14 protein-coding genes, 2 rRNA genes and 1 riboswitch are annotated in these 24,554 nt (G+C 55.0%); of the genes, 7 read left to right on the top strand and 9 right to left on the bottom strand.

All coding sequences use genetic code 11. From position 1 onward, the window contains the following. Positions 1–139 precede the first annotated feature (139 nt). Together SH410x_RS29515 and SH410x_RS29510 are read right to left on the bottom strand one after the other, a co-directional pair. Positions 140–1,345, bottom strand: a complete 1,206-nt coding sequence (locus tag SH410x_RS29515) for a hypothetical protein (RefSeq protein ID WP_473673347.1) — start codon at positions 1,343–1,345, stop codon at positions 140–142. A gap of 1 nt (position 1,346) precedes the next feature. After that, complete coding sequence (locus tag SH410x_RS29510; protein ID WP_473669212.1) at positions 1,347–1,703, bottom strand: hypothetical protein; 357 nt, start codon at positions 1,701–1,703, stop codon at positions 1,347–1,349. Between the two features lie 461 nt (positions 1,704–2,164). On the opposite strand from SH410x_RS29510, the gene SH410x_RS29505 reads away from it, so the two are divergent. From SH410x_RS29505 to SH410x_RS29475, 7 genes are all read left to right on the top strand, one after another. After that, a complete protein-coding gene (locus SH410x_RS29505) occupies positions 2,165–3,499 on the top strand; it encodes a M14 family metallopeptidase (RefSeq protein WP_473673345.1) in 1,335 nt (444 codons plus the stop codon). Between the two features lie 66 nt (positions 3,500–3,565). Then, positions 3,566–3,797: riboswitch (cobalamin riboswitch) on the top strand. 170 nt (positions 3,798–3,967) lie between these two features. Continuing rightward, a complete protein-coding gene (locus tag SH410x_RS29500) occupies positions 3,968–6,628 on the top strand; it encodes a ribonucleoside-diphosphate reductase subunit alpha (protein WP_473673343.1) in 2,661 nt (886 codons plus the stop codon). 84 nt (positions 6,629–6,712) lie between these two features. Beyond that, a complete protein-coding gene (locus SH410x_RS29495) occupies positions 6,713–7,804 on the top strand; it encodes an IS630 family transposase (protein WP_473668492.1) in 1,092 nt (363 codons plus the stop codon). Next, positions 7,794–8,045 (top strand): hypothetical protein, encoded by a 252-nt coding sequence (locus SH410x_RS29490; RefSeq protein ID WP_473673341.1) that lies wholly within the window; start codon positions 7,794–7,796, stop codon positions 8,043–8,045. Before SH410x_RS29495 ends, SH410x_RS29490 begins: the two co-directional genes overlap by 11 nt. Before the next feature lie 157 nt (positions 8,046–8,202). After that, positions 8,203–9,228 (top strand): ribonucleotide-diphosphate reductase subunit beta, encoded by a 1,026-nt coding sequence (locus SH410x_RS29485; RefSeq protein ID WP_473673339.1) that lies wholly within the window; start codon positions 8,203–8,205, stop codon positions 9,226–9,228. 53 nt (positions 9,229–9,281) lie between these two features. Further along, positions 9,282–9,830 (top strand): YceI family protein, encoded by a 549-nt coding sequence (locus SH410x_RS29480; RefSeq protein ID WP_473673337.1) that lies wholly within the window; start codon positions 9,282–9,284, stop codon positions 9,828–9,830. Positions 9,831–9,834: 4 nt separating this feature from the next. Next, positions 9,835–10,710, top strand: a complete 876-nt coding sequence (locus SH410x_RS29475; RefSeq protein WP_473673335.1) for a hypothetical protein — start codon at positions 9,835–9,837, stop codon at positions 10,708–10,710. 170 nt (positions 10,711–10,880) lie between these two features. Here SH410x_RS29475 and SH410x_RS29470 read toward each other — a convergent pair whose 3' ends face one another. The 7 genes from SH410x_RS29470 to SH410x_RS29440 form a co-directional block, all read right to left on the bottom strand. Next, positions 10,881–11,876, bottom strand: a complete 996-nt coding sequence (locus SH410x_RS29470; RefSeq protein WP_473673333.1) for a hypothetical protein — start codon at positions 11,874–11,876, stop codon at positions 10,881–10,883. Positions 11,877–12,375: 499 nt separating this feature from the next. Next, on the bottom strand, positions 12,376–13,470 hold the full coding sequence (locus SH410x_RS29465; RefSeq protein ID WP_473673331.1) for an Ig-like domain-containing protein: 1,095 nt from the start codon (positions 13,468–13,470) through the stop codon (positions 12,376–12,378). A 1,749-nt stretch (positions 13,471–15,219) separates the two neighbouring features. Then, positions 15,220–15,328: ribosomal RNA gene (gene rrf, locus SH410x_RS29460) — 5S ribosomal RNA — on the bottom strand. Between the two features lie 110 nt (positions 15,329–15,438). After that, positions 15,439–18,326: ribosomal RNA gene (locus tag SH410x_RS29455) — 23S ribosomal RNA — on the bottom strand. 1,172 nt (positions 18,327–19,498) lie between these two features. Then, on the bottom strand, positions 19,499–21,073 hold the full coding sequence (locus tag SH410x_RS29450; protein WP_473673329.1) for a sulfatase family protein: 1,575 nt from the start codon (positions 21,071–21,073) through the stop codon (positions 19,499–19,501). A gap of 325 nt (positions 21,074–21,398) precedes the next feature. After that, positions 21,399–23,948, bottom strand: coding sequence for an alpha-glucan family phosphorylase (gene glgP, locus SH410x_RS29445; protein ID WP_473673327.1), 2,550 nt, complete (start codon positions 23,946–23,948; stop codon positions 21,399–21,401). Positions 23,949–23,950: 2 nt separating this feature from the next. Continuing rightward, positions 23,951–24,130 (bottom strand): hypothetical protein, encoded by a 180-nt coding sequence (locus SH410x_RS29440; protein WP_473673326.1) that lies wholly within the window; start codon positions 24,128–24,130, stop codon positions 23,951–23,953. Between the last annotated feature and the right edge of the window lie 424 nt (positions 24,131–24,554).

Below are 24,554 nucleotides of genomic sequence, written 5' to 3'. Positions count from 1 at the left end.
GATCGCGTACCAGTTCCGTGCCGGAAATAGCGGCCTCGAACGCTGCGGGCACGCAACTTGGAAGGGATCATTGGATCGATAACGCGGCAGTGGCATGGTCACCCCCCGGTGATCAGAGTGCACCTGACAGTTTGCAGGTTTAAGCTGCGACGTAGGCGCGGCAACCGTTGGCCGTTTGTTGGGCGTGCTTCCAATAGCGTTCTATTGGCTTGCTGTCGCTAATGTACGCCGCTCGCAGGCCCAAAACGGCCTCTCCGCCAGCGGTCGACCAGAATTTCTCGCTTCCTTTGATGCGGCGATTGACCTGCTTGACCGTCGATTCCATGATCGAACTCGTTAGCGGATAGCCACGCCGACGGTACTCCGGATAGTTCATTCGCCCCCGATGGTTGCGATAGTAAACTCGCGATCGACGAACAATCTCTCGAGGGTCCGTGTCGCTCGCATCGGCAGGAGGATCCCCAAGTTCCTTCTGGTGCTGATCCAATTCCAGGATCACTTCGTCGACCTTTCCCTGCCAAACCCATGTTGCGAAACGACGATAGCACTCCCATGATTGCGGCTGCTTATCGTAGATCGCGCGGGCAGCTGCCAAGCTGTAAGACAATGCGTGCATGATGTCCAGCACGCTCGTGAAGCTGCCAAACCACTGCTGCTGCATCTCTTCGATCGCCGAGGATCCATCGGAGACAAAGACCCTTTCAGTCGCCTTGAAAAAGCCGGCGTACCAAGCGGAACTGGCTGCCATCGGCCCAAACTCCTTCCAGGTTTGACCGCTAGCAACCACGTCTTTACTGAGCAGTTCAGGCCGTTGCCAAGGAGACTCCTGCGTCACCTCGACGCGCTGGCCCTTGGGGTTTTCGCCAGCAACGCACCCCATATCAGCAAGCTTTTTGGCGATGCAAACGTCTTGCAGGAAGTCAGGCAACTCCGCGTCAGGATCTTCCTGGTGTGACTTAGTTTTCATCGACAGTAAGATCGCCATTCGACTTTCTTTCCAAAAACTACCCGATTCAGGTTTCTCGCCAGCGCGATCGAATCGCTGGTACCGACCGCCATCGCTCATCACCACCGCCAGTTCAGGAGCCTCTTTGTCAGCGGGCCCCGAGTAGTTCTGATCGGGAATGGATTTCTCGAGGAAGGCGTCCTGCAAGATCTTCTCAAGTGCGCGCCGAGCCTTACCGTTTCGCAGCGTAGCCAGTCGGATCCGTTCGGTCTTGATGTCCAGTTCAGCCAGTTCTTTCAAATCGTCACTGGCGATCTGATAGCTGGCCTTGTTGGCTCCCGCGTAAACCATCTTGCGTTCGACCTTGGGGCTGACGGTGGCTTCAACGCGAAGCGCCAATTCAGCGAGCCGAGGGAAAAAAAGACCGGCGACATCGCCGGCAATAGAAGCCTTCGTTGATCCACTCGACTTCACCGCGAGCGGATTGAATGATCATCGGCTCGTCGTCGTCAGGGTCGTGCGGCTTGGGCACGGCTTTGCACTTTGGACAGCGAATGGGCTTTTCTTCGTCGGGCAGATCCTTGGCCGAATCGTTCAGTGCCATCGAACTGAGCAGATCGGTTAGGGCATTGGTTTCGATTTCCAGCTCATCGAAGGTCTTGGGCGTCCCGTCGTCGTGGTAACGACCACCATTGATTTCATTTAATTCCTTGGCGAGCTCGAGCGCTCGAGCGCGATTCTTGGGTGAAATGGCCATCCTAGCCCTCCTGGTTTATCCGAAGTGAACCGTGAAACCGGGATTCTGACCGATCTACAGATCAAAGGCCATGCCAATTGCAAACCGTCAGGTGCACTCCGGTGATCAGCATCCCTCAGATTTATCTTGACCTCGTAGTTGCCGCATGCTAGGGTTGAACTGGTCGCATCACCGCTCCGCGAGGAGTTCGATGTGTCCATGTCTAACCGACCCCACCCAGCCCCGATGGGCTGGCCCCGCCAGTGGTCGGTTTGTTCTCGGTTGATCCCTTTGGATCATCGGAGGATGCATGACTGCACCAAGTCATCGGTTCCCCACCGAGGCAGACTTCGTGCAAACCCCCGTGCGCAAAAAAATCATGATTAGGTCGGCTCTGCTGGCCTCATTCCTGAACAGACATTCACGGTCAAGGAGTGCCGAGCATGAGATCCAGTCGCCGAAATCCCTTTTTCGTCAACGCGATGGCTGCCAGTCTAGCCATTCTTTTTGCCGTGGCGATCGTCGCGCCAGCGAGCAGTGAACCCTCCCTGCAACATGGCCACTCGGAATTCGAAAGTCGTCGTGGTGGAGTTTTCATCACCAGCGATTTCCCGGGCGGGCGAATGAAAGATTGCTCGCAAATCAGCCCCGACACGTTTACCGTCACGATCGCTCCCGAATCGGCTCCGATCAACAATAGTGCTTGGTATGCCTTTCAGGTTCAGTCACAGAGTCCGAAAACGATCCGAATTCTCCTGCACTACGTGAACGGGTCGCACCGTTACGACCCCAAGATCAGTCGCGATGGCGAGAATTGGCAATCGGCGACCGACCTCGTCGTGGAGACGAGCGAGTCCGGCCAAGACGTCGAGCTGCGAGTTCCCGTCGATTCAAAACCGCTGTGGATTGCTGGCCAAGAATTGCTCGGCACCGACGAAGTATCGCAGTGGTCCGAACAACTCGCTGGATTGCCCTATGTCGAGCGCGAGCAGATCGGTCAATCGGTTCAAGGCCGGCCCGTCGAGCAATTGACGATTACCGAATGCGAAGCCCCGAACTACGTTTACATCATCGCTCGCCAGCATCCGCCGGAGGTGACCGGCGCGATCGGCATGCTGAACTTTGTCGACACTCTCGCCGGATCGTCCGACCTCGCCCAGCGTTTTCGCAAGCGTTTTGCTGCCTTGGTCGTGCCGACGGTCAACCCCGACGGTGTGCATCATGGGCACTGGCGTACCAACGCCCAAGGCGTGGACCTGAACCGCGATTGGTCCCATTTCACCCAGCCTGAAACCCGAGCGGTCCGAGATCGGTTGTTGGCGTGCCGGCGAACCGGCGACCGCCGGTTGTGTCTCTTCGTTGATTTCCACAGTACCTACAACGATATCTTTTACATCCCCGCACCCAACCCAAATGTGTTTCCGGTCGGATTCACCCGCCAGTGGTTCTCGTCCATCCAAAGCCGTTTTCCCGACTATGACGTCAACGTGGATGACAACCACAACGCCCACCGCAGCACGAGCAAAGCGTGGGTCAATAACACCCTCGGCGTGACCGCGGTCACCTATGAATTCGGCGATGAAACCGACCGCGAGATGATCAAGACGGTCGCGGGAGGCGCCGCCGAAGAAATGATGCGGTTGCTGCTCGAACTGCCAGGTCGCGACAGCGCCACGCCGATCGCAACAAAATCCAAAGCAACCGGCGGCACCAAGAAAACTCGGGGGGAAGCAAACCCAGACCGAGAGCGTGCGGACGAGCCCACGATTCAGCTCGTCTCCGGTGTAGTCGATGGCAAACCTGTGTTGTTGCAGTAGCCCCTCGCTCCCGTTGATCGATTGCCAGCGGCATTTTTCATCCTTGACAGCCGCGTTGCCATGCCTAACAATCCGGGCGTTCGTGGTGACTTGCTAGCAACTCTTGCTGGTGAGTGAACAGGGAACTCCGGTGTGATTCCGGGATGGTCCAGCCGCTGTGAACTGTCTGAGGTGTGTCCGCACACCCAAACCACTCTTCCTTTTGATCATGAAGGGCCATTGCTGATTCCGTTCAGCGAGAAGGCCGGAAGAGTCGTCGGCAGTGAGTCAGAAGACCTACCACGAAATAGACGTAGGGAGCCCTCTTGGATTGGGGAGTGCGTTGCAGCGAAGTGACCATTGCGTTTGGCCTGTGCCTTCGCGATCTCCATTCGCTGTTCAGTGAAAGAGACTGGGGTTCGGTTTTGCGCGTTTCCAAATTGAAGAAGCGTTCGGGGCTGCGCCTGGATCAATACAGGAATCATGGGCATGGGTTGGACAGCCGAACAGACGCTGGCGATGGCGGTGCGTAAACGGGATGGACGCGAAGCCGACTTCGATCGAGACCGCATCCATGGTGCGATTGAAAAGGCGTTCCGAGCGGAACTGAACCTGGCCAAGGCTCAGCCGCTGCCATCTGAAATGGTCGCGGATATCGCATCGATCGTGGATCAAGTCCACCAGCTGGCGGCCCAGTCCAGTGGTGATTCGGCAATGAATGTCGAGCAGGTTCAGGACATCGTTGAAATTGGCCTGATGCAGCGCGGACACTTCCGTGTCGCGCGTTGTTATATCCTCTATCGCACCGAACATGCGCGGATGCGTGCGGTACGCGGCGAGGACGGATCGCTCGATAGCATGGACAATACTCCCCCGCCGGAAACTCGAATCCATGTCGAGCTGGAACCGGGGGTCCAGGTTCCGTTTGACCGCCAGCGACTCGTTCGATTTCTCGAACAATGCCCCGAGGCCAAGCTCCCCGAAGTGGATACCGACGAGATCATCGCTGAAGTGATCCGAGGGTCCTTCAACGGGATGACTCCCAGCGATATCACCCGCGCCCTGGTTCTCGCCGCACGCAGTCGTATCGAGCGAGATCCAGCCTACGATGCCTTGGCCGCACAACTGCAGCGTTGGATTATCTACCGTCAAGCACTCCGCAAATCTCAGTTCGCTGACCATTTTGAGCAGGTGTATCGGGACCAGTTCGAACACTACATCATCGAAGGTATCCGCTGCGAACGACTGGCCGGTGAACTGCGCAACTTCGACCTTGTCAAACTCGCCGCCGCACTCCTGCCGGAGCGAGACAGCAAGTTTCGCTATCTCGGCCTGCAGACGATCTATGATCGGTATCTGCTACATAAAAATGGTCGGCGGATCGAGACACCGCAGTACTTTTGGATGCGGGTGGCGATGGGCTTAGCGCTCGCTGAAGGCGATGACCGGGATACCCGTGCGATCGAGTTCTACCGATTGCTGTCGAGTTTCCGTTTCACCAGTGCCACCCCAACACTGTTCAATTCCGGAACACCGCACCCGCAATTGAGCAGTTGTTACCTGACCACGGTCCAGGATGATCTTGAGCACATTTTCAAGTGCGTGGGCGATAACGCGATGCTGTCCAAATGGGCCGGTGGCCTCGGGAATGACTGGACGAATATTCGCGCGACCGGCAGCAAGATCCACGGCACCAACGGCGAGAGCCAAGGTGTGATTCCATTCCTGAAGATCGTCAACGATGCCGCCGTCGCAGTCAATCAAGGTGGCAAACGCAAAGGCGCGGTATGCGCCTACATGGAACCGTGGCATCTCGACTTCGAAGAGTTCTTGGATCTGCGCAAGAATACCGGCGACGATCGGCGGCGGACGCACGATATGCACACGGCCGCCTGGATCCCCGATCTGTTCATGCAGCGTGTTCGTGACGGTCAAAGGTGGACGCTGTTCAGTCCCGACGAAGTACCGGATTTGCACGACCTGTTCGGTCAGGGCTTCAAGACCCGGTACGAACAATACGAAACCGACGCCGCCGCAGGCAAAATTCGACTGCATCGCGAAATGCCCGCAATCGATTTATGGCGCAAGCTGTTAACACGACTGTTTGAAACCGGACATCCCTGGGTGACGTTCAAGGATCCCTCGAATATCCGTTCGCCCCAGGATCACGCAGGCGTCGTCCACAGCAGCAATCTATGCACGGAGATTTTGCTGAACACCAGTCGCGACGAAACTGCCGTCTGCAATTTGGGTTCGATCAATCTCGGCGATCATATCGTCGATGGTCAGCTTGATCGCGATCTGCTTCGCACCACAATCAAGACGGCGATGCGGATGCTCGACAACGTCATCGACATCAACTACTACCCCACCGTCGAAGCGAGAAACGCAAACCTCCGCCACCGCCCAGTCGGACTGGGAGTCATGGGATATCAGGATGCCCTGTATCAACTCGGCATACCGACCGCCTCGGCGGAAGCCGTCGCATTTGCCGACATCAGTATGGAAGCGATCAGCTACTACGCCCTGTTGGCCTCGAGTGAGTTGGCGGCCCAACGTGGCAACTACGAATCGTACGCGGGCTCGAAATGGGATCGTGGTTCGCTGCCGATCGATACGTTGGATTCACTGGAATCGGAGCGTGGTGAGACGATCGACGTCGATCGCAGCACCACACTGGACTGGGACGTCGTCCGGCAGAACATCGCAAAGCACGGGATGCGCAACAGCAATTGCCTCGCCATCGCGCCGACGGCAACCATCTCGACGATCGTGGGGGTGACCCAGTCGATCGAACCCACCTACAAACAATTGTATTCCAAGAGCAATTTATCGGGCGAGTTCACACAGGTGAACGTGGCGTTGGTCGATGCACTGAAGTCACGCGGGTTGTGGGACACCAACATGGTCGATGCGTTGAAGTACTACGATGGCGCGATTGGTGCCATCGCAACCATCCCCGACGACTTGCGTCTGCTATTTGCCACCGCATTCGAAATCGAGCCCTCGTGGCTGGTCGCTGCCGCCGCACGCCGGCAGAAATGGATCGATCAAGGACAATCACTCAACTTGTATCTGGCGGAACCCAGCGGCAAGGCGATCGATGCGATGTACCGTTCGGCATGGCAACAGGGGCTCAAGACGACCTAAGCACATCTGGGTAAGTATTTCGGTATAACTGGCAAGCTTTTTGCACCCATGTTGAGTTGGGAATCCTTTCTGATTTGCTAGCAAATGCTCGATGGTCGAGATTATGCGAAGCATCATGTTTCTCCCTGTTTCACGAACCGGGAGATTCAAATGGCACGCCCCTCTACAAAATTCGCACAAATTGGCTCAGTCGAGCAAAAACAGCAACTGACGGAAATGTGGAAAAGTCATCATTGCCACTATACGCGAGTTCGTGCGCACGCAATCTTACTCAGCGACCAACAGTACGAAATAAGTTCCCTTGTCGATATCTTTGGCGTGGATCGAGATTCGGTATCCAGTTGGATTGACAGATTTTCAGAAGGCGGCCCCGACGCACTTGAAGACTCCGAGCATCCCGGTGCGCCGCCGATACTCAACGCCTCAGAGCAGCAAACTCTCCGGCGACTACTTCGAAAATACCCGAATCGACCAGCCAAGGTGCTGAAAGAGCTGAAAGAAAAAACCGGCAAGGAAATCAAGCGACCCACTCTGCGAGAATACGCGAGGCGGTTTCGGCTGAGTTGGAAACGTTATCGTCGAAGTTTGCGGCAAAAACGGGATGAAAAGAAATTTCAATTGGCCAAGGAAGAGCTAGCCGAGTTTCTCGAAGAACCGGATTTGAACGTTGTTTACTTTGACGAGGCGGGTTTCTCGCTCAAAGGAGTTGTTCCCTACGGATGGCAACCGATCGGTCGACGCTACGAAATACCCGTAACCGGGGCACACGGCAGCAACGTTCAAGCGATTGGGTTTCAGGGTCAAGACGGTGAAACCCACACCTATCTCCACAAAGGCTACGTGAACAGCGAAATGGTGATTGCAATTTTCGATGATTATTGCCAAACAATCGACGGTCCAACTGTTGTGGTCCTTGACAATGCCTCAGTCCACACGAGCGGAGCATTTCAAACTCGCATGGAAGACTGGGCAGAGAAAGGACTCTACATCTACCATCTGCCGCCATACAGTCCAGAGCTGAATGCAATTGAAATGCTTTGGAAAAAACTCAAGTACCAACTGCTCCCCGCTGGCGCCTGGGAGCGCTTCAGTACACTGCTAAACACACTTACGAAAACACTCAATGAGTTTGGAGAAGTGTCGTATATGCCTACGCTTTTTAATTATGCCGAATAAATTCACCCGACGTGCTTATTACCTCCGCTCACTGGCCGCGACGCAAGTTGAAAAATCGACCGTCGACGTCAATCGTTTCGGCATCCAGCCACGGTGGATGAAATCGCAGAGTGAATCCAGTGGGATTCGTGTCGACCGCAGCGAACGTGCTGATGCCAGCGAGCCCGACCTGATCACCCATGACAAGCTGCCCGCGCAGGTTTGCGATGTGAACAACCCCGACTGCGAAGCCTGTCAGTAAGTCTCGGACAAATCTCCACAAGGGCGTTCGGCTCTCCGAGCTGCAAACGAGATCGCAATGGCGCCGACGCGATCGGCTCGGAGACCCCAGCGATCCGTTGCAACGCGCCGGTCACGTGCCCCCGAACCCTTCCACTCCTCTGAACCCTACTTATTTCATGCCCACCAGCCACCGATTTACCGCCGCCGAAAAACGACTGATCAATTGCAATCAAGTCGACGTCAACCAATTAATGCCCCTGAAATACAACTGGGCATGGGAGCATTATCAGAACGGTTGTGCCAACCACTGGATGCCCACCGAAGTTCCGATGACCAAAGACATCGAAACGTGGCGTAGCAATCGACTCAGCGAAGCCGAACGCCGAGTGATCATCCGCAACCTGGGCTTCTTCTCAACTGCTGAAAGTCTGGTGGGCAACAACCTCGTGTTGGCAATCTTCAAACACGTCACCAACGCCGAGTGCCGGCAATACCTCCTGCGACAGGCCTTTGAGGAGGCAGTCCATTCGCACACGTTTTTGTACGTCGTCGATAGCCTCGGCCTGGACGAAGGCGAGGTGTTCAACATGTACCACGAAGTCCCTTCGATCGCTCGCAAAGATGCGTTTGAAACCGAACTGACCGCCGAAGTGCTCGATCCCAACTTCAGCACCGATACCGACGAAGGTGCCCAAGCACTATTGAAAAACCTGATCGGCTACTACCTCATCATGGAAGGCGTGTTCTTTTATACCGGCTTCGTGATGATGCTCTCGTTCCACCGCCGCAATCTGATGACCGGAATTGGCGAGCAATTTCAGTACATCCTTCGTGACGAAACGATTCACCTGAATTTCGGTATCGACCTGATCAATGGCATCAAGAGCGAGAACCCGCATCTCTGGACCGAAGATTTTCGAAACGCGATGATCGACCGAGTCAAACAAGCTGTCGAGCTCGAACTGGAGTATGCCGCCGATTGCTTGCCCAACGGAATCCTCGGGCTAAACGAGTCGATGTTCCGTGATTACGTTCAATATGTCGCCGACCGTCGTCTCGAACGGATCGGACTGGCCAAGCAGTACGGATCGCAAAATCCATTTCCTTGGATGAGCGAGACCATGGACCTGGCCAAGGAAAAGAACTTCTTCGAGACCCGCGTCACCGAGTACCAATCCGCTGGTAGTCTGAGCTGGGACTGAGTCGCTACAATGAGGACCATCCCCACCCTCTCACCACCTTAGGTAACCCTCACATGCTTAACCGCTTTGCCATGCTGTTGGCCTTCGTCTGTTTCACCACCGGAATTTCGACTGCCGCTGAAAAACTCGCGCTCGACCAAGAGCATTCCCAGATCAACTTCGTTGGCGCCAAGCCGGATGGACAACACAAAGGCGGGTTCAAAAAATTCACCGCTGATGCGGAAGCCGACCTGGAGAACCCGAGCAACGGCTCGCTCAAAATAGTCATCCAGTCAGGCAGTTTGTTTTCGGACAACGAAAAGCTGACCAACCACCTGAAGAGCCCCGACTTTTTTGATGTGCGAAAATACCCCACGATCACCTTCGAAGCGACCAAAGTTACGCATGCCACCGACGGAGCGAAAGTAACCATTGTCGGCAAGATGAAAATGTTGGGCAAAGAGGTTGAGGTCACCCTGCCAGCGGCCGCCGAGGTGACGGACGCAACAATCACCCTGAAAACCGATTTCAAGATCGACCGAACGCTCTGGGGCATGGAATACGGCAAAGGGAAAATCAACGACGACGTGGCGGTTTCCGCCGTGCTCGTACTGAATCGCTAGTTCAATGGAACGCGACATTCTAATATGGTGCGTTGGCGCGCCAGCGACCGTTTCGCTGGCGTGCGTGCTAATCGTTTTCCTGGTTTCTCGACGTGATCACTGGCTGACGGATTACTTCGCTGCTGCGATCACCACACTGGGTTGGTGCGGTGCGATTGCAATCACGTTGATCGTTCGCCAGGAGCTCGATGCATCGGCACTGAGCTGGTGGAACCTCGAAGCCTGGCAGCAAGTCCACGTGCCACTCACCATCACCGCTTTATTGCTGGCGTTGACGGCGTTTCAGAAATCTCGCGCCCACGAATTTCGCTGGATTGCCGCTGCACTGGGTTGTATTGCCCTGGCCATGGTGGCCATGCCCAGCGGTGAGGGCTGGGTCGACCTCTTCCCTGAACATCGGACGTGGTTGGCCGCGGTAGCAGGAGCGAGTCTGCTCAATCTCTGGATGCTCGACCAGATGGCTCGCCGCGGCACCGAGCGATGGATTTTGCTCGTGGCGCTGTCTGGATTGGCTGGTCCCACGATTCTCGCCGCGAGCGCCTACGCGGGCTTGGCCGAATGGGGATTCGCCGCCATCGTCGCAACTCTGGTATTTGCCGTCGGAGCGGCCTGCCTGCCGAAGCGAAACCTATGGTGTGTGGCCTATCCAGCAACTCTGTTCGCAGTCTGTACCACGGCCGCAGGACGTTTCTACACCTACGAAGACCACCCCGCTTGGCTCTACGCTCTCCTCTTGCTAACGCCATCGTGCATCGGTGCCGCCGACTGGATCCTGAGAAACCGACCGACCTACGCCCGCATCGCCGTCGCAGCCGTCCTCGCGGGCCTCATCATCGGTGTGGCTGCGTGGTTTCTATTGGCTGAAACGTCGCAGTACTGAGCACTCTCGCCGGGTGGGAGCGATTTGTTAGCGAGCCAGTAGGGCCGGTTCCTACCGGCCGTATCCACCGGGACGCGACACCCGATCTCAGTGCACCGGCCAGGCGGTCATTCTCCTTCCCCTTTTCTGGCTCGAAGCGTTTCCCTGTCACAGGCCCCGGCCAGCTATGCTTATTCGGGAGCTACCAAGAGTTCAGAAATCTCCTCCAGAGTATCAGCGCTGGCGATCCCCCACTTCTCGGTACCCGCGAGCGAGTCACTCGGCAGCCAAAGAAATTCAACGACAGTTGATCTCTCACCCAGGACAGTTTTCTCATTCTTTGAAATAGCTTTTGGCACGATCACCCTCTGCTCCTCTATCAGAAACATCGGACGATCGTCTTCACCGTACTGGATCGATTGCTTGAACTGCTGGGATTCATGTGGCATTCCGTAGGTATGCCACACGCCATACGAGTTTACCCGCAGATGCACATTGTCAATCTCCCATCTTCGAATGACCGGACCCTCCTCAGGCCCGACTTTACTTGTAATCGTGGTCGTCTGGTCACCCGCTCTTTCTGCTGAAACTTCCGCCCCCGAGCCAAAGCAATCCAGCAGTCGCTTCTGTAGTTTGTTGCTATGGACATAGAGGATAGGAAACTCAGAGAGTCCGAAACGCGTAAAATCAATAGATAAAGATTCTTGCAGTCCAGCTTCAAACCCGCTAGTTCTTCTTGAGACAACTCGGTCGGGAAAGATGATCAATTCCGAACGATCTTCTGTGAGTGCGATGGCAATCGTTTCACTCAACCAGGGGTCAGTTCTACCAGCGAATCCAGACTCTGCCGATAAGGTTTTCTTCTTAGCGACATAAAGACAGCGTTTCCCTTGTCGATTCATCCGCAATCGAAACTTCGAACGAGTTGATGGGAACTCCCGTCCGTCGTAGGAAATTGTTGTCTCCAGTGATACTAAGACATCAAATCCATTCAGGTTCTCCCAGTATGCCTGGCAGGCCTTGATGAGACTTCTTGGGTCCAATTGTTCCTGCGTAGCACGGCTGACTGGACCATCCGCAACACAGGAATGCGCCAGTAGTGACACAATGAGGATTGCAAGGGCCACCACCTCAACCAATATCTTCTTATCCGTGAGGGTTCCGCGTTTTACCATTCTAGTAGTCATCTTTTGGAATCGCTCCTTATGTTCCTTGGCAGGTGATCAATCGGGGGTGTGACAGATAGCAGCAATGTCGGGGATCAATAGATCGCGATAATTAAACGGTGTTCCACTAATGGTGAGATCCTGCTTGCAGAAGTCACCTGGTCCACTGCAGACACTGGTGTAATCGCACGGAAACCATACCGAGCAATAATCAGATGAGTCGACAAAGAAATTTGTTGCTGCGTACTCATCCCCATGGATGTCTGAATTGAATACGGACAAATAGGTATGCTGTTTATCAATCAAGTCATACTGGTCCCTGGCTGATGTCGGGCATCCATACACTGGAATCGGCTGCCCGTTTGAATAGTAGACTCCAACTTGAACGCAATTCGTTGAACTGCAGCTTAATGCTTGTGTCGGATTTATTGTTCCACAGTCCACTGTGTACTGGACATAGCATGTCTGTGCATTCGCGGTTCCCGTGGCCAGCAGGAGGAATGCGAGAGAACACAAGATATTAAATTGATGCATCATGCCGAGGAGCCTTTTTTTGTTGCTTAGGTGAATTAAACATGAACTTGAGTTGTTTCGTGTATTTCTTATCTTCGGTGCGAATGTGTATTTCGATCAATCCAGTCCGCCCCTCCAGGATAGCGTTGGAAAGCGTCTCTGCATCTGACGTTAGCTTGACACGGTAATATTGCCCGTGGGCTGACACGATCGAAGATTCAATTTCATTGCTTCCGGCGATCGCGTCGACTGTCAACTTGGAGGATGAGTCGCCAGGCTGGTTGATCGTCACCACCACAGTGGAGGTATACTGAACATCCCTGGTATCTTTCGAGAATATGGCGAGACTGGGAAACACAGACATGCTTTCACCCTGTTCGATGGATACCGGTATCTGATCAGTCACGCTGCTTTTTGTGTTTGAGACTGTTACGCATCCGTAAAGTGACCCATTCGCTGGCAACGTGGTGGGCAAGCGACAGTTCAGTATCTTATGCCGATGATCAACGCTACATTCTACGGCAGATAGCTCGTCACTCCAGTCAAACGTAAGATCGCTCGCCTTGACATCCTCACCGCACACCCAGGGAATTACAAAGCTGATCTCGTCCACCTCTGGCGACGATGAAACAGTAATCATGCGGGGAGTGAACGTTGCTACATGCGCCAGCTTATAATGCAAGCCGACCCGAGCGATCCGATTCATTCCTTGCATCAGATAGAATGTTGCAACACTCGAAGTTACCCCGGGAATTAAGTTGACATCGAAATCTGCAGTGAACTGTAGCTTGCCGCCGGATTCAATTTTGCCGCTGCTCGGTTGAATCGACGTGCAGTTGCATTGCGTTTGAATAGAATCAAACTCAATGTCGCGGCTTGACGGGTTGACAATAGTAACCTTGGCTTGAATCTTCGAACCGGGGGCTATGCTCCCAAGCAAGATGTCAACTGATGGCTCACCATAACGCACTACCACCGTGCCGTCCCGTATCATGGTGATCGACGAGATGGTTCGCGAATTTTTCTCGTCCGCAAATGTACCTGTGAACGAAGGACACCAAAGCACCATGAAATAGCACAGGAGCTTTCGCGCTGTCGTCATCTTCGGCTTACTTTCTGTAGGTGTGCTGGATGTGCAGTGCTTAGGCCAATCCCTGGTCCAACCGATCTCCTGCCTAGGGGGCGAATGAGGAATTCCAGAACGGCCTAAGTACATTGGGTGAAATTCAGGCAGCGGAACCCTGAATGGGCAAGTCTCTCCGAGAATCGCAAATCTCAGCGTCTCGGAGCCATACTCCCACTTGCTGTCACCAACTGCCTTGTATGGATATGCCGACACCTTCCGCCAATTGAGATCACCGCTGCCATACTGTCGTGCTGGCGAACGAACCAATTGCAAACTGGATGCCACAGCAACGGTCAGTCATGGGCTAGGTCGTCAACATGCCTTCTGTTTTTCGTCGAGGGGAAGGCACCTCAACAATGTCCGGTGCTTAGGGGGGGGAGAGGCGCCCCAAGTGCTGGGAGATAGGCTTCTGCTTTTTGTTTCCAGTCCAGCATCTGTCGCGGCGAATCCGCCAACAGTCCGCCGGGGATGGTTGGGCTGCATCATTTGTCAGCACAATCTGCAATTCAAAGAGGCAGTGGTTCCGCCGGTGGTTTGAACGCGTTGCGACTCAGGTTCGATTCCAGGGTGCAGAATGTGAACCGAAGAGTGAATCACTTTTGCCCTCCACATCGGACGGCAGGAAACACTACGCAAATGCTTGCCGTGCCATTCTTCTGCCTCAGCCTGAAGTCACCATAAAACGCAAACGATCGTCCAAACGGATCATCGGGCAACAATCGACTCAATCGTCAAGCAGCCGGTAAATGTTGAGAGCTGCACCCGATCTCAGCGGAGAAGCCAGATGGATGACGCGTTCCTACCTGTTGATTACCCACAAGTTTGCTCCCCCGTATGCTTGTCACACGCCGAAGCGACGTTTTCCAATTAGAAAACCACGGTATCGACACACTTTCCCCTGTCGGCTCGTCTGACACGAAACCAAGTCGATCAACTTTGCTGTCATGCGGGGCAAGCCCGCATGAGACCGGGGTGAATGCTCCATCTTTATCTAATCACGAAACGGAGATTCCTGTCAGACAAGCTGACAGGGGATCCAGGTTTGTGGGGAATGACATGGTGGGAACCGGCCCAACGAGCATATGTAGGGCCGGTTCCTACCGGCCGTATGCGCCGGGGGAGCTACACCCGATCTCAGTGGACCAGCCAGGTGGATGGCCGGTGGGAACCGGCCCTACAAGCATACGTAGGGCCGGTTCCTACCGGCCATATGCACCGGGGAGCTGCACCCGATCTCGGTGGACAAGCCAGGTGGGTGGCCGGTGGGAACCGGCCTACGAGCGAACGTAGGGCCGGTTCCTACCGGCCATATGCACCGGGGGAGCTACACCCAATCTCAGTGGACAAGCCAAGTGGATGGCCGGTGGGAACCGGCCTACGAGCATATGCAGGGCCGGGTCCTACCGGCCATAGGCACCGGGGGAGCTACACCCGATCTCAGTGCACCAGCCAAGTGGATGGCCGGTGGGAACCGGCCCTACGAGCATATGTAGGGCCGGTTCCTACCGGCCATATGCACCGGGGAGCTACACCCGATCTCGGTCGACAAGCCAGGTGGATGGCCGGTGGGAACCGGCCCTACCAACATACGTAGGGCCGGTTCCTACCGGCCGTAGGCGCCGGGGGCGGCGACCGATCTGAGCGGACGAGGCTGGTCGGCACCGGCCGCACCGCGCATAAAAAAAGCCCTCCAGTTTAACCTGGAGCGCTTTTATAAATTCAAAAATCTGGCAATACCTACTTTCACGCTGGTGGGCACTATCATCGGCTCACAAAGCTTGACTACTGTGTTCGGGATGGGAACAGGTATAACCTTTGCGATATGGTCGCCAGAAAGACCATACGACGAATATTTCGCCGCCGTATGGCCGAGTTGCTTGGTAGTCACACTTGTTAAATCATTCGGTCGCCATCGATTGGCACTTTCTTGAGTGCGGGATATCGGTGGCCAAACTTTCGCCCATTAGTATTGGTTTGCTGAATACCTTACGGTACTTACACGTCCAACCTATCAACCTGGTCGTCTTCCAGGGGGCTCTCGACTAATGTCTACGAATCTTCATCTCGAGGCGGGCTTCACGCTTAGATGCTTTCAGCGTTTATCCTTTCCGAAGTTAGCTATCCAGCCGTGCCGCTAGCGCGACAACTGGTACACCAGAGCTTCGTCCAACTAAATCCTCTCGTACTAAAGTTGAATCCTCTCAAGATTCGAACGCCCACGGCAGATAGGGACCGACCTGTCTCACGACGGTCTGAACCCAGCTCACGTACCACTTTCATTGGCGAACAGCCAAACCCTTGGGAGCTTCTACACCCCCAGGATGTGATGAGCCGACATCGAGGTGCCAAACCGCATCGCCGCTGTGGACGCTCGGATGCGATAAGCCTGTTATCCCCGGAGTACCTTTTATCTGATGAGCGATAACCCTTCCATTCGGGATTACCGGATCACTAAGACCAACTTTCGTTCCTGCTCGACTTATGGGTCTCGCAGTCAAGCACACTTATACCTTTACGCTCTACGCCTGATTACCGACCAGGCTGAGTGTACCTTTGCACTCCTCCGTTACTCTTTGGGAGGAGACCGCCCCAGTCAAACTGCCCGACTGACACTGTCCTTTGCCCCGATTCAGGGGTTCAAAGTTAGAACTAAAATATAACCAGGCTGGTATTTCAACAACGGCTCCCGATGCACTAGCGTGCAAAGTTCAAAGCCTCCCAGCTATCCTACACAAATTATATCTCAGCCCAATATCAGCCTACAGTAAAGGTTCACGGGGTCTTTCCGTCTAACCGCGGGTATGTGGCATCTTCACCACAACTACAATTTCACCGGGTCGGTGGTTGAGACAGTGCTCCAATCGTTACGCCTTTCATGCAGGTCGGAACTTACCCGACAAGGAACTTCGCTACCTTAGGACCCTCATAGTTAGGGCCGCCGTTTATTGGGGCTTCGGTCGCGAGCTTCGCCGTGAGGCTAACCCTCTTCCTTAACCTACCAACACCGGGCAGGCGTCAGTCTCTATACATCCACTTGCGTGTTAGCAGAGACCTGTGTTTTTGATAAACAGTCGTTAGAGCCGATTTTCTGTGGCCTCCAACAGCGTGAACCGTCGGAGGCGCCCCTTATCGCGAACTTACGGGGCCATTTTGCAGAGTTCCTTAACCACCGTTCTCCCGAGCGCCTTAGAATTCTCATCTCGCCTACCTGTGTCAGTTTTAGTACGGTCAGTTGCTTAACTTCGCAGCTTTTCTTGGACGTCCTTCCAATGACTTCGAGAACTTGGATGCTCTCGAGCTTGACCTTGGCTATATCCGGTATTTTAACCCCAGACACCTCAGTGGTTGCTACGGACATTTCTATTCGTACCGCTCACTTTCCGGACGCCGTCCCTGCGACTAGATACACAACCGGCGAAGGAATATTGACCTTCTATCCATCCCCTACGCTTTTCAGCCTCGGGTAAGGTACCGGCTAACCCTGGGCGGATTTACCTTCCCCAGGAAACCTTAGGCTTTCGGCGAACAGGATTCTCACCTGTTTTATCGTTACTCATTCCGGCATAATCACCCGATGACGCCAACACCGCTCGTTACCGTACGGCTTGTATCTCGTCATCGGCGCTCTCCTACCACTCTAATCCTTAAGATTAGAATCCGCTGCTTCGGTGAATTACTTACTCCCGTTCATTATCGGCGCAGAAATGCTCGACTGGTAAGCTATTACGCACTTTTTAAATGGTGGCTGCTTCTAAGCCAACATCCCAGCTGTCACGGCACTTCAACTTCCTTAGTGACTAAGTAATTCTTCGGGACCTTAGCAGGCGATCTGGGTTGTTTCCCTCTCGACCCTGGAGCTTATCCCCCAGGGACTGACTGCCGAGGTACGGCAACCGGTATTCGGAGTTTGGTTCAGTGGGGTACCCCGGGAGGGGCCCCCATCCGATTCAGTATCTCTACCCCCGGTTACTAATTTACTCGACGCTATCCCTCAAGATATTTCGGAGAGAACGAGCTATCTCCTGGTTTGATTACACTTTCAGTCCTCCGCACAGGTCATCCCCTCGGTTTTCAACCCAAGTGAGTTCGGTCCTCCACGCAGTTTAACCCGCGCTTCAACCTGCCCATGCGTAGATCACACAGGTTTCGCGTCTGCAGCAAACGACCAACGCCCTATTCAGACTCGGTTTCCCTTGGGCTTCGTTCCGTCAGAACTTAACCAAGCCGTTTACCACAACTCGCCGGATCATTATGCAAAAGGCACGCCGTCACACATTAAAATAGTGCTCCGACCGCTTGTAGGCACATGGTTTCAGGTTCACATTCCTCCCCTAACAGGGGTTCTTCTCACCGTTCACTCACGCTACTGGTTCGCTATCGGTCGTTAGAGAGTATTTAGCCTTACGGGATGGTCCCCGTGGATTCAGTCTAGGTTTCACGTGACTAGACCTACTCAGGTGCTTCTAAGGTGTGATCCGGTTTTCACGTACGGGGCTGTCACCCTCTGTGGCCGACCTTTCCAAGTCGTTCCGTTAACCAATCACAATCCCATATTGAAGTCCTACAACCCCGAGAGGGAAACCCCCTCGGTTTGGGCTATACCGATTTCGCTCGCCGCTACTGACGGTATCGATTTTTCTTTCTATTCCTCTAGTTACTTAGATGTTTCAGTTCACTAGGTTGTTACAAATATACCTATGTATTCAGTATACTGCGGTCGGGAATCCCGGGATCATCACTTGTGTGTCAACTTCCCCAGGCTTTTCGCAGACTTCCACGCCCTTCTCCTTCTAACGCCAAGACATCCCCCATGTGCCCTTGATAGATTGGCCACCGAAACCCCGAACTCAAAACCCATCCATTCCTTTCGTGGCGAACCACTCCAGCAACAGATAGATATCAAACTCATAGATTTCAACTTTAATCTATTAACGATATCACACAGTGGTTAGACTCTTCTAAGTAAGTCTAACCGCTCAAGAATCCAATCGAAATTTATTACCAATACAATCCCACCACCGCACGAATGCGATTTCAAAACTGAATTGGCAACGCTTCCGAAGAACTTATTTAAATTACCTTTGATCTTGATCACTGAACCCACTAAAGAGTTCAGATCCCATTCACATAGGTGTTCTTTACAGATGCAAACTACCAAACAACCAAATTGTCAAAAATCAATTTCGCAGATGAATTGCTTTCGCAATCGACCCACGAGCCGCTGTCGAAGACAGCCGGTCGAGATCATTAACTCCCCTTAGCGGGGTGATCTCGGCCGGTCGTTTTCGAGTGAGCGGAGAAGTTAGCGACTCGCTAACCTCGCGTCAAGTGGAGCAGTGATTGAATTCTTAAGAAAGTTTTCATCAAAGTTTCACTCGACACCACAGTTAGAAACTTGCTGAGCGGTGAAGCTCGTGGCCCGTTTCTTGGCTGCGGGTTGAGAAGGATAGCGTCCCGTTGCCGGGCGTCAAGTTGACTTTGACACAAAGTTCAAAAGTTTTCCTTAACCGCTGATTCTTCTCGTTTTTGAAACGTTTCGCTGGGCGATACGTTTCAGTGCAACGTTGCTGGGGACCGAAGTCTCCTGGCGTCGCGGGGGGAAAAATACTGTCCAGGCGATCTCCCCGCAAGGGGCACTTGGGCAAAAGCTTTCCTTTTTTCCCAACCTCGCCGTCTGAGCGATTTGCTCGCTTGGTCAGGAGCCTATTGTTTCGGCATGCGGGGGCGATGAGCTTGACCCTATCTCGCCTTTTTTTCTCGCTCGCGGCGAGTTTGCTCGCCGCTGTCAGTTCCCTGACCAAGCGTTTTTCGCGTCACACTCGACGGGGACGCCGTGCGCGGGTAGCTACCGTGGCCCGTCGGTGGGATCCCTCGTTTGAGTATCGCGTGAACAACAAGTGACGAATTCTCCCGTAGCTAACGGCGCCAGGCGGTGGGATCCCTCGCTCTGGCGAGCGTAGCTACGTTTGTTTTTCTTCACGCGATCGCTTAGCGGGCGCAGTGTTCAACGACTGGGTTGAGCCGACTTTGCATTCGCCTTCTTGGCGTTGCCCGATCGCTGCTTGGCTTTGCCGGACTTCACTTTGGCAGGCACTTTCGGCCCATCATCGGGCTGGTCCTTGAATCGGTAGGGGTCATCGAGCCGGCGCATTTCGTCGAGCAGCAGCTGGTTCATCTCTTTGAGTTTGCCAGCGTATTCGGGATTGCCGGCAAGATTCACTTGATTCGGCTGCGGATCACTGCCGCTCAGGGACGTCACCTGAGGGTCGTGATGAGCGGTTAGAAATTCATGGGGGTTCTCACGGAGATTGAATAGCTGGGTTTCGTCGGATCCATCGGCGGTTTCGTACCGAATCAATTTCCAGTCACCTTGCTTGACGCAGCGCATCCCCGGCTTCTCACCGCCGCAGTAGCAGCCATAGAGAACATCGCGAACCGTCTGCTGTTTCCCCATCAAGACGGGCTTGAAGCTTTTCCCTTCGCTGGTCTGTGGCGCGTCAATGCCCGCTAAATCGCATAGGGTCGCGAGCACATCGAGCAGGTAGATATTGCCTTGGGCACGCGTTCCGGGACGGATACCGGGTCCTTTCACGACGAACGGTATTCGCCAGGTATGCTCGTAGAGATTTTGCTTGCCCTGCAAGCCATGCCGCCCGATGGCCATCCCATGATCGGCACAATAGACGATGTAGGTGTTATCCAGTTCGCCCATCGCTTCGAGTTTTTCCAGCACACGGTGGATCTGGAGATCGATATTTTCGCTGCACGCAAACTCGCGTCCCAACTCATTGCGAATGGTTTGTTCGTCGCGATTGCCCCAAACACCGCTGACGGCGACCTCGTCGCGAACATCGATGTGCGAGTTATCGAATGGATGTTTCGGTAGATAATTGACAGGTAATCCTGGCTGCCGCTCATCGGCCGGCGGCAGACTCGATTTGTCTTTATGGTTGACGGCACCATATTTTTCCAGCAGTTCGGGCTTTCCATCCCGGGTATCGTGCGGATGAGAGAACCCGAAATAGATCAAAAACGGGTCGGCGTCCTGCTCCGATTCTCGCTGCGCGAGGTAATCGAGAACTTGTTCGCCGTGCCACGCGCTGCCCGTTTCGTCGGTACCCCCTCGTTTGGTCGCGTCGTGCACGACTGAGAAAAGCCGATTGGCCGCCGCGTAGCTATTGCCTTGTTTGCAGGTCCGCATCGTCGCATAGCCGGCGTCATTGAACACCGCGGGCAGGGTGTGCTCGGGCATGTCGGTCGGCACGTATTTGGGATCGGACGCCAACGGATTACCACCCGGCAGGTGCCACAGAGTACGACCACACATCACCATCGTCCGTGACGGCGTGCACACCGCACCACTCCAAGACCCCATCTGATAGGCACCATCGAAGACCATGCCCTCGGCCGCCAGCCGGTCGATTGTCGGCGTCTGAAGGATTGAATCGGGGTTATAAATCTTCAGATCAAACGGAGACTGATCGTCCGCGAGGATGAAGAGAATGTTCGGTGGTTGCCTCTCCGCGGCATGCAGCCACTGGGTCGAGCAAAGCAGGAGAATAAGAGTGAGGTACTTCATAGTCGCATTGATGGGGGGCATGAATTGGAAAGGGAGACATGGGAATGTCAGCGATTTAGCAACCCAGTGAGAGGGCCAAATTTCCTGGGACTCCATGGCCAACAGGCGACGCGCACTTCCGCAATGAGCCTCTCACCAAAGTTCTTGCTAGCGGTCCATTGTAGACCGCTGCACACTGCCGTTGGGTTGCGATCCCTGCCCCTTGCAGGATTAAAATTCTGATGGAGCGGCCGTTCGCGCCGCACCCATCACGGAAAACGTGCCCATTGAAGACCTGATGGGCCGGCGGTTGAGCGAATCGAAAACCGCCGGCCGCGATTCTCGTTCATCGCTGCCAGAGGATCAGATCGAGTTCCAAGGGCACGTTGACGCCATCATGGATGGGCACGATCCGAGGCGTGAAATCAGTGACCGGGCGCGCCACCGGGACGCTTGTCCGATACGTCGCCCAGTGCGAATCGGTGTTGTCGGTCGAATCGAGTCGAGTCATTTCTTGACGAACGACGGGCCCGTTGTGATTCGCATCGGCATACAATTCGACTCGCACGAAGGCCGGATCGAGACCATCGAGATAGACGTCGACGTCAAAGACACGTTCATCTCGGGTCGATTCAATCCGGGTGTCGCCAAACTTCAACGATGCCCATTTCTCTCGCACCGAGCGTTCCCAGTGGACGATGTTGGTTCCCACCGTGCCGCCGAGGCCGATTCGGTTACCGAACGCCGTCGCAGCGGGCAGATAGTGTTGCTCGGTATATTCGCGAACCGTGCGAACGGCCGAAAACTGGGGTGTCAGCTTCGACATGCTGGCCCGCATCCGGGCCAGCCATTGGATCGGGATGCCCTGCTCGTTGCGTTGATAGAACTCGGGGATGACTTCATTTTCCAGCACCCGGTAGAGCTGCTCGGCTTCGACGGCATCCCACGCGGGATCATCACCATGTTCTTGCCCGTCGCCGATCGCCCATCCGACTTCTGGGGTGTAGGCCTCCGCCCACCAACCATCTAACTCGGACAGATTGATGCCGCCGTTGACGAGTACCTTCATGCCGCTGGTTCCACTGGCCTCCCACGGTCGCCGCGGCGTGTTGATCCAGACGTCGGAGCCTTGCACAAGATGTTCGGTGAGCAGCATATCGTAGTCGCTCAAGAAAATCACATGCTGCCGAGCAACCGGGTGTCGAATGAATTCGATCCACTGGCGGATCAGATCCTGGCCAGCTTGGTCCGCCGGGTGGGCCTTACCGGCGATGAACAATTGCACGGGGCATTCCGGATTCGCCAGCAGACGCAACAAGCGATCCGGATCGTGGAGCAACAAATTCGGACGTTTGTAGGTAGCGAATCGACGAGCAATCCCGAGCGTCAAGGTATTGGGGTCGAACAGATGTCTGGCCGCTTCGATGTCGTCCGCCGACGAACCTGACACCGCAAGTTGCCGTGACAGACGACTACGGGCGTAGTCGATCAGCGACCGAGTTGAGTCGATACGGAATTGCCACAGCGCCTCGTCCGACACGCGGCAGATGTCACACGACAACGTTTGGCTGGTCCCCAGCCAACGATCTTTGCCGCACGAGTGAGTCCACACCTCGTCGGCCGCCGCCGAATCCCAGCTCGGCATGTGAACCCCGTTGGTGACGTATCCCACCGGCACTTCATCTTCGGGCCAATCGGGGAACAGCGGCGTGAAGATGTGCCGGCTGACCTTGCCGTGCAAACGACTGACACCGTTGACGCTACCGCTGCCACGGATCGCCAAGTACGCCATGTTGAACGGTTCCGATGCGTCGGCAGGGTCCTGCCGACCGAGTGACAACAGGTCTTCGGCGGAAATCCCCAACTCGGTTTGCGCATATCGTCCGAGGTACTGAAGAATCAGGTTCGGTTCAAAGCGATCGAACCCCGCCGCGACCGCAGTATGCGTCGTGAACAGGTTTCCGGCGCGCGTCACTGCCAACGCAACGTCGAACGGTTGGCCGGACGTCTTCATGAAGCTGCGGGCCCGTTCGAGGACCGCAAACGCGGCGTGGCCTTCGTTCAAGTGACAAACCTCGGGCGCAATCCCGAGTTGCGTGAGCAACCGCCACCCACCGATGCCCAAAATCAGCTCTTGTTTCAAACGCAGTTCAGGACCGCCACCATAGAGTTCACTGGTGATACCACGATGGGCCGGGAAGTTGGCAGCATCGTTGGTGTCGAGCAAATACAACTTGACCCGGCCGACCTGAACCTGCCAGGCGCGCAGCCAAACCGAATAGCCGGGCAGATCAATTTTCAGACGCATCCATTCGCCGTCCGCATCACGAAGCGGTCGGATCGGCAGCTGCCCAGGATCGTTGTACGGATACAGGGCCTGCTGTTGCCCGGCGTCGTCGATCGATTGGCGGAAGTAACCCTGTTGGTACAGCAGCCCCACGGCCACCACCGGAACGCCCAAGTCACTCGCTGCCTTGAGTTGATCGCCCGCGACGTTGCCGAGCCCACCGGAGTAAATCGGCAATGCCTCGCTGAGCATGAACTCCATGCTGAAATAAGCCGCGGTCGTTAGCGGCGAATCAGCATGCGTCTGCTGGAACCAAGCGGGTTGCTCAGCCGTTTTTCTTCGATCGCTCCACAGTTGGTCGACCTTCGCACGGAAATCGTCGTCAGCGAGAACCTGTTCGATTCTCTGGCGTGAAACGGTTTGCAAAACAACCCACGGGTTATGCGAAATCTCCCATAACTCCGCATCAAGTCGACGCCAGATCTCGTCCGTCGCGTGGTTCCATGACGATCGCAGGTCCAGCGCCAATTCGGCCAGCGTTTCAAACCCGTCGATCTCAACAGGAAAGAGTTCATAGACAGGGTGCACGTATCGAGAGTTGCCAGACATTGCTATGCCACCCACCAGGTATGGGTTTCGTCGATTTCGTTCTCGCCGCTGCGGCGGGCTGAGCCGACCGTCAACAGCGGACCCAACGCGACCACGCCAGGCTCCCACTGCCCCCGACCCTGGATCGCAAGCCCTGCCCCCAAGGGTTTTCCTTCGTGCACTTCGCTGACATCAACAGACACGTCATCACCTCTGCCATGAGTGGATCTCACAAGCGGCGTTCGGTAGAACGCTCGATCTCATCGAGATGCAAGTCCGATACCGAAAAGACAATGGTACCGTAACAGCCGTTGACAAGCCATTGCGGGTTCCTCATGCCTCACACGCTGCGGGGAAGGCATGGAATCGTGTCTCGACACGCACACCGTTGTGTCCGCATGTGCGCGGTGTTGCGTGACGGCACCGAACGCAAACGACCACTCAGCGGTCGCCTCGTGGGCGTGCCGACGAGCAGGTTGGTGTCGTGTGTCAGGAAGTGGTAGAACACTTGGAATCGAAAGACCGACGTTGTCACCCAACCGAGCAAAACTGCGCCGCTGCGTGTCGGGAGGCAACTGCGGATTGGCATGTTACGACTTTCCCTACCCGTCGATGAAGTGCCCTCAT

Source organism: Rhodopirellula sp. SH410 (assembly GCF_055811895.1).
The sequence above is the reverse complement of the archived record's forward strand: the minus strand, read 5'-3'. Positions and strand labels throughout refer to the sequence as shown.

Coding starts and splice junctions, on each gene's coding strand:
- SH410x_RS29510 (WP_473669212.1), bottom strand. CDS start 1,703: ATGGCCATTTCACCCAAGAATCGCGCTCGAGCGCTCGAGCTCGCCAAG.
- SH410x_RS29505 (WP_473673345.1), top strand. CDS start 2,165: ATGGCTGCCAGTCTAGCCATTCTTTTTGCCGTGGCGATCGTCGCGCCA.
- SH410x_RS29500 (WP_473673343.1), top strand. CDS start 3,968: ATGGGTTGGACAGCCGAACAGACGCTGGCGATGGCGGTGCGTAAACGG.
- SH410x_RS29495 (WP_473668492.1), top strand. CDS start 6,713: ATGCTCGATGGTCGAGATTATGCGAAGCATCATGTTTCTCCCTGTTTC.
- SH410x_RS29490 (WP_473673341.1), top strand. CDS start 7,794: ATGCCGAATAAATTCACCCGACGTGCTTATTACCTCCGCTCACTGGCC.
- SH410x_RS29485 (WP_473673339.1), top strand. CDS start 8,203: ATGCCCACCAGCCACCGATTTACCGCCGCCGAAAAACGACTGATCAAT.
- SH410x_RS29480 (WP_473673337.1), top strand. CDS start 9,282: ATGCTTAACCGCTTTGCCATGCTGTTGGCCTTCGTCTGTTTCACCACC.
- SH410x_RS29475 (WP_473673335.1), top strand. CDS start 9,835: ATGGAACGCGACATTCTAATATGGTGCGTTGGCGCGCCAGCGACCGTT.
- SH410x_RS29470 (WP_473673333.1), bottom strand. CDS start 11,876: ATGACTACTAGAATGGTAAAACGCGGAACCCTCACGGATAAGAAGATA.
- SH410x_RS29465 (WP_473673331.1), bottom strand. CDS start 13,470: ATGACGACAGCGCGAAAGCTCCTGTGCTATTTCATGGTGCTTTGGTGT.
- SH410x_RS29450 (WP_473673329.1), bottom strand. CDS start 21,073: ATGAAGTACCTCACTCTTATTCTCCTGCTTTGCTCGACCCAGTGGCTG.
- glgP (WP_473673327.1), bottom strand. CDS start 23,948: ATGTCTGGCAACTCTCGATACGTGCACCCTGTCTATGAACTCTTTCCT.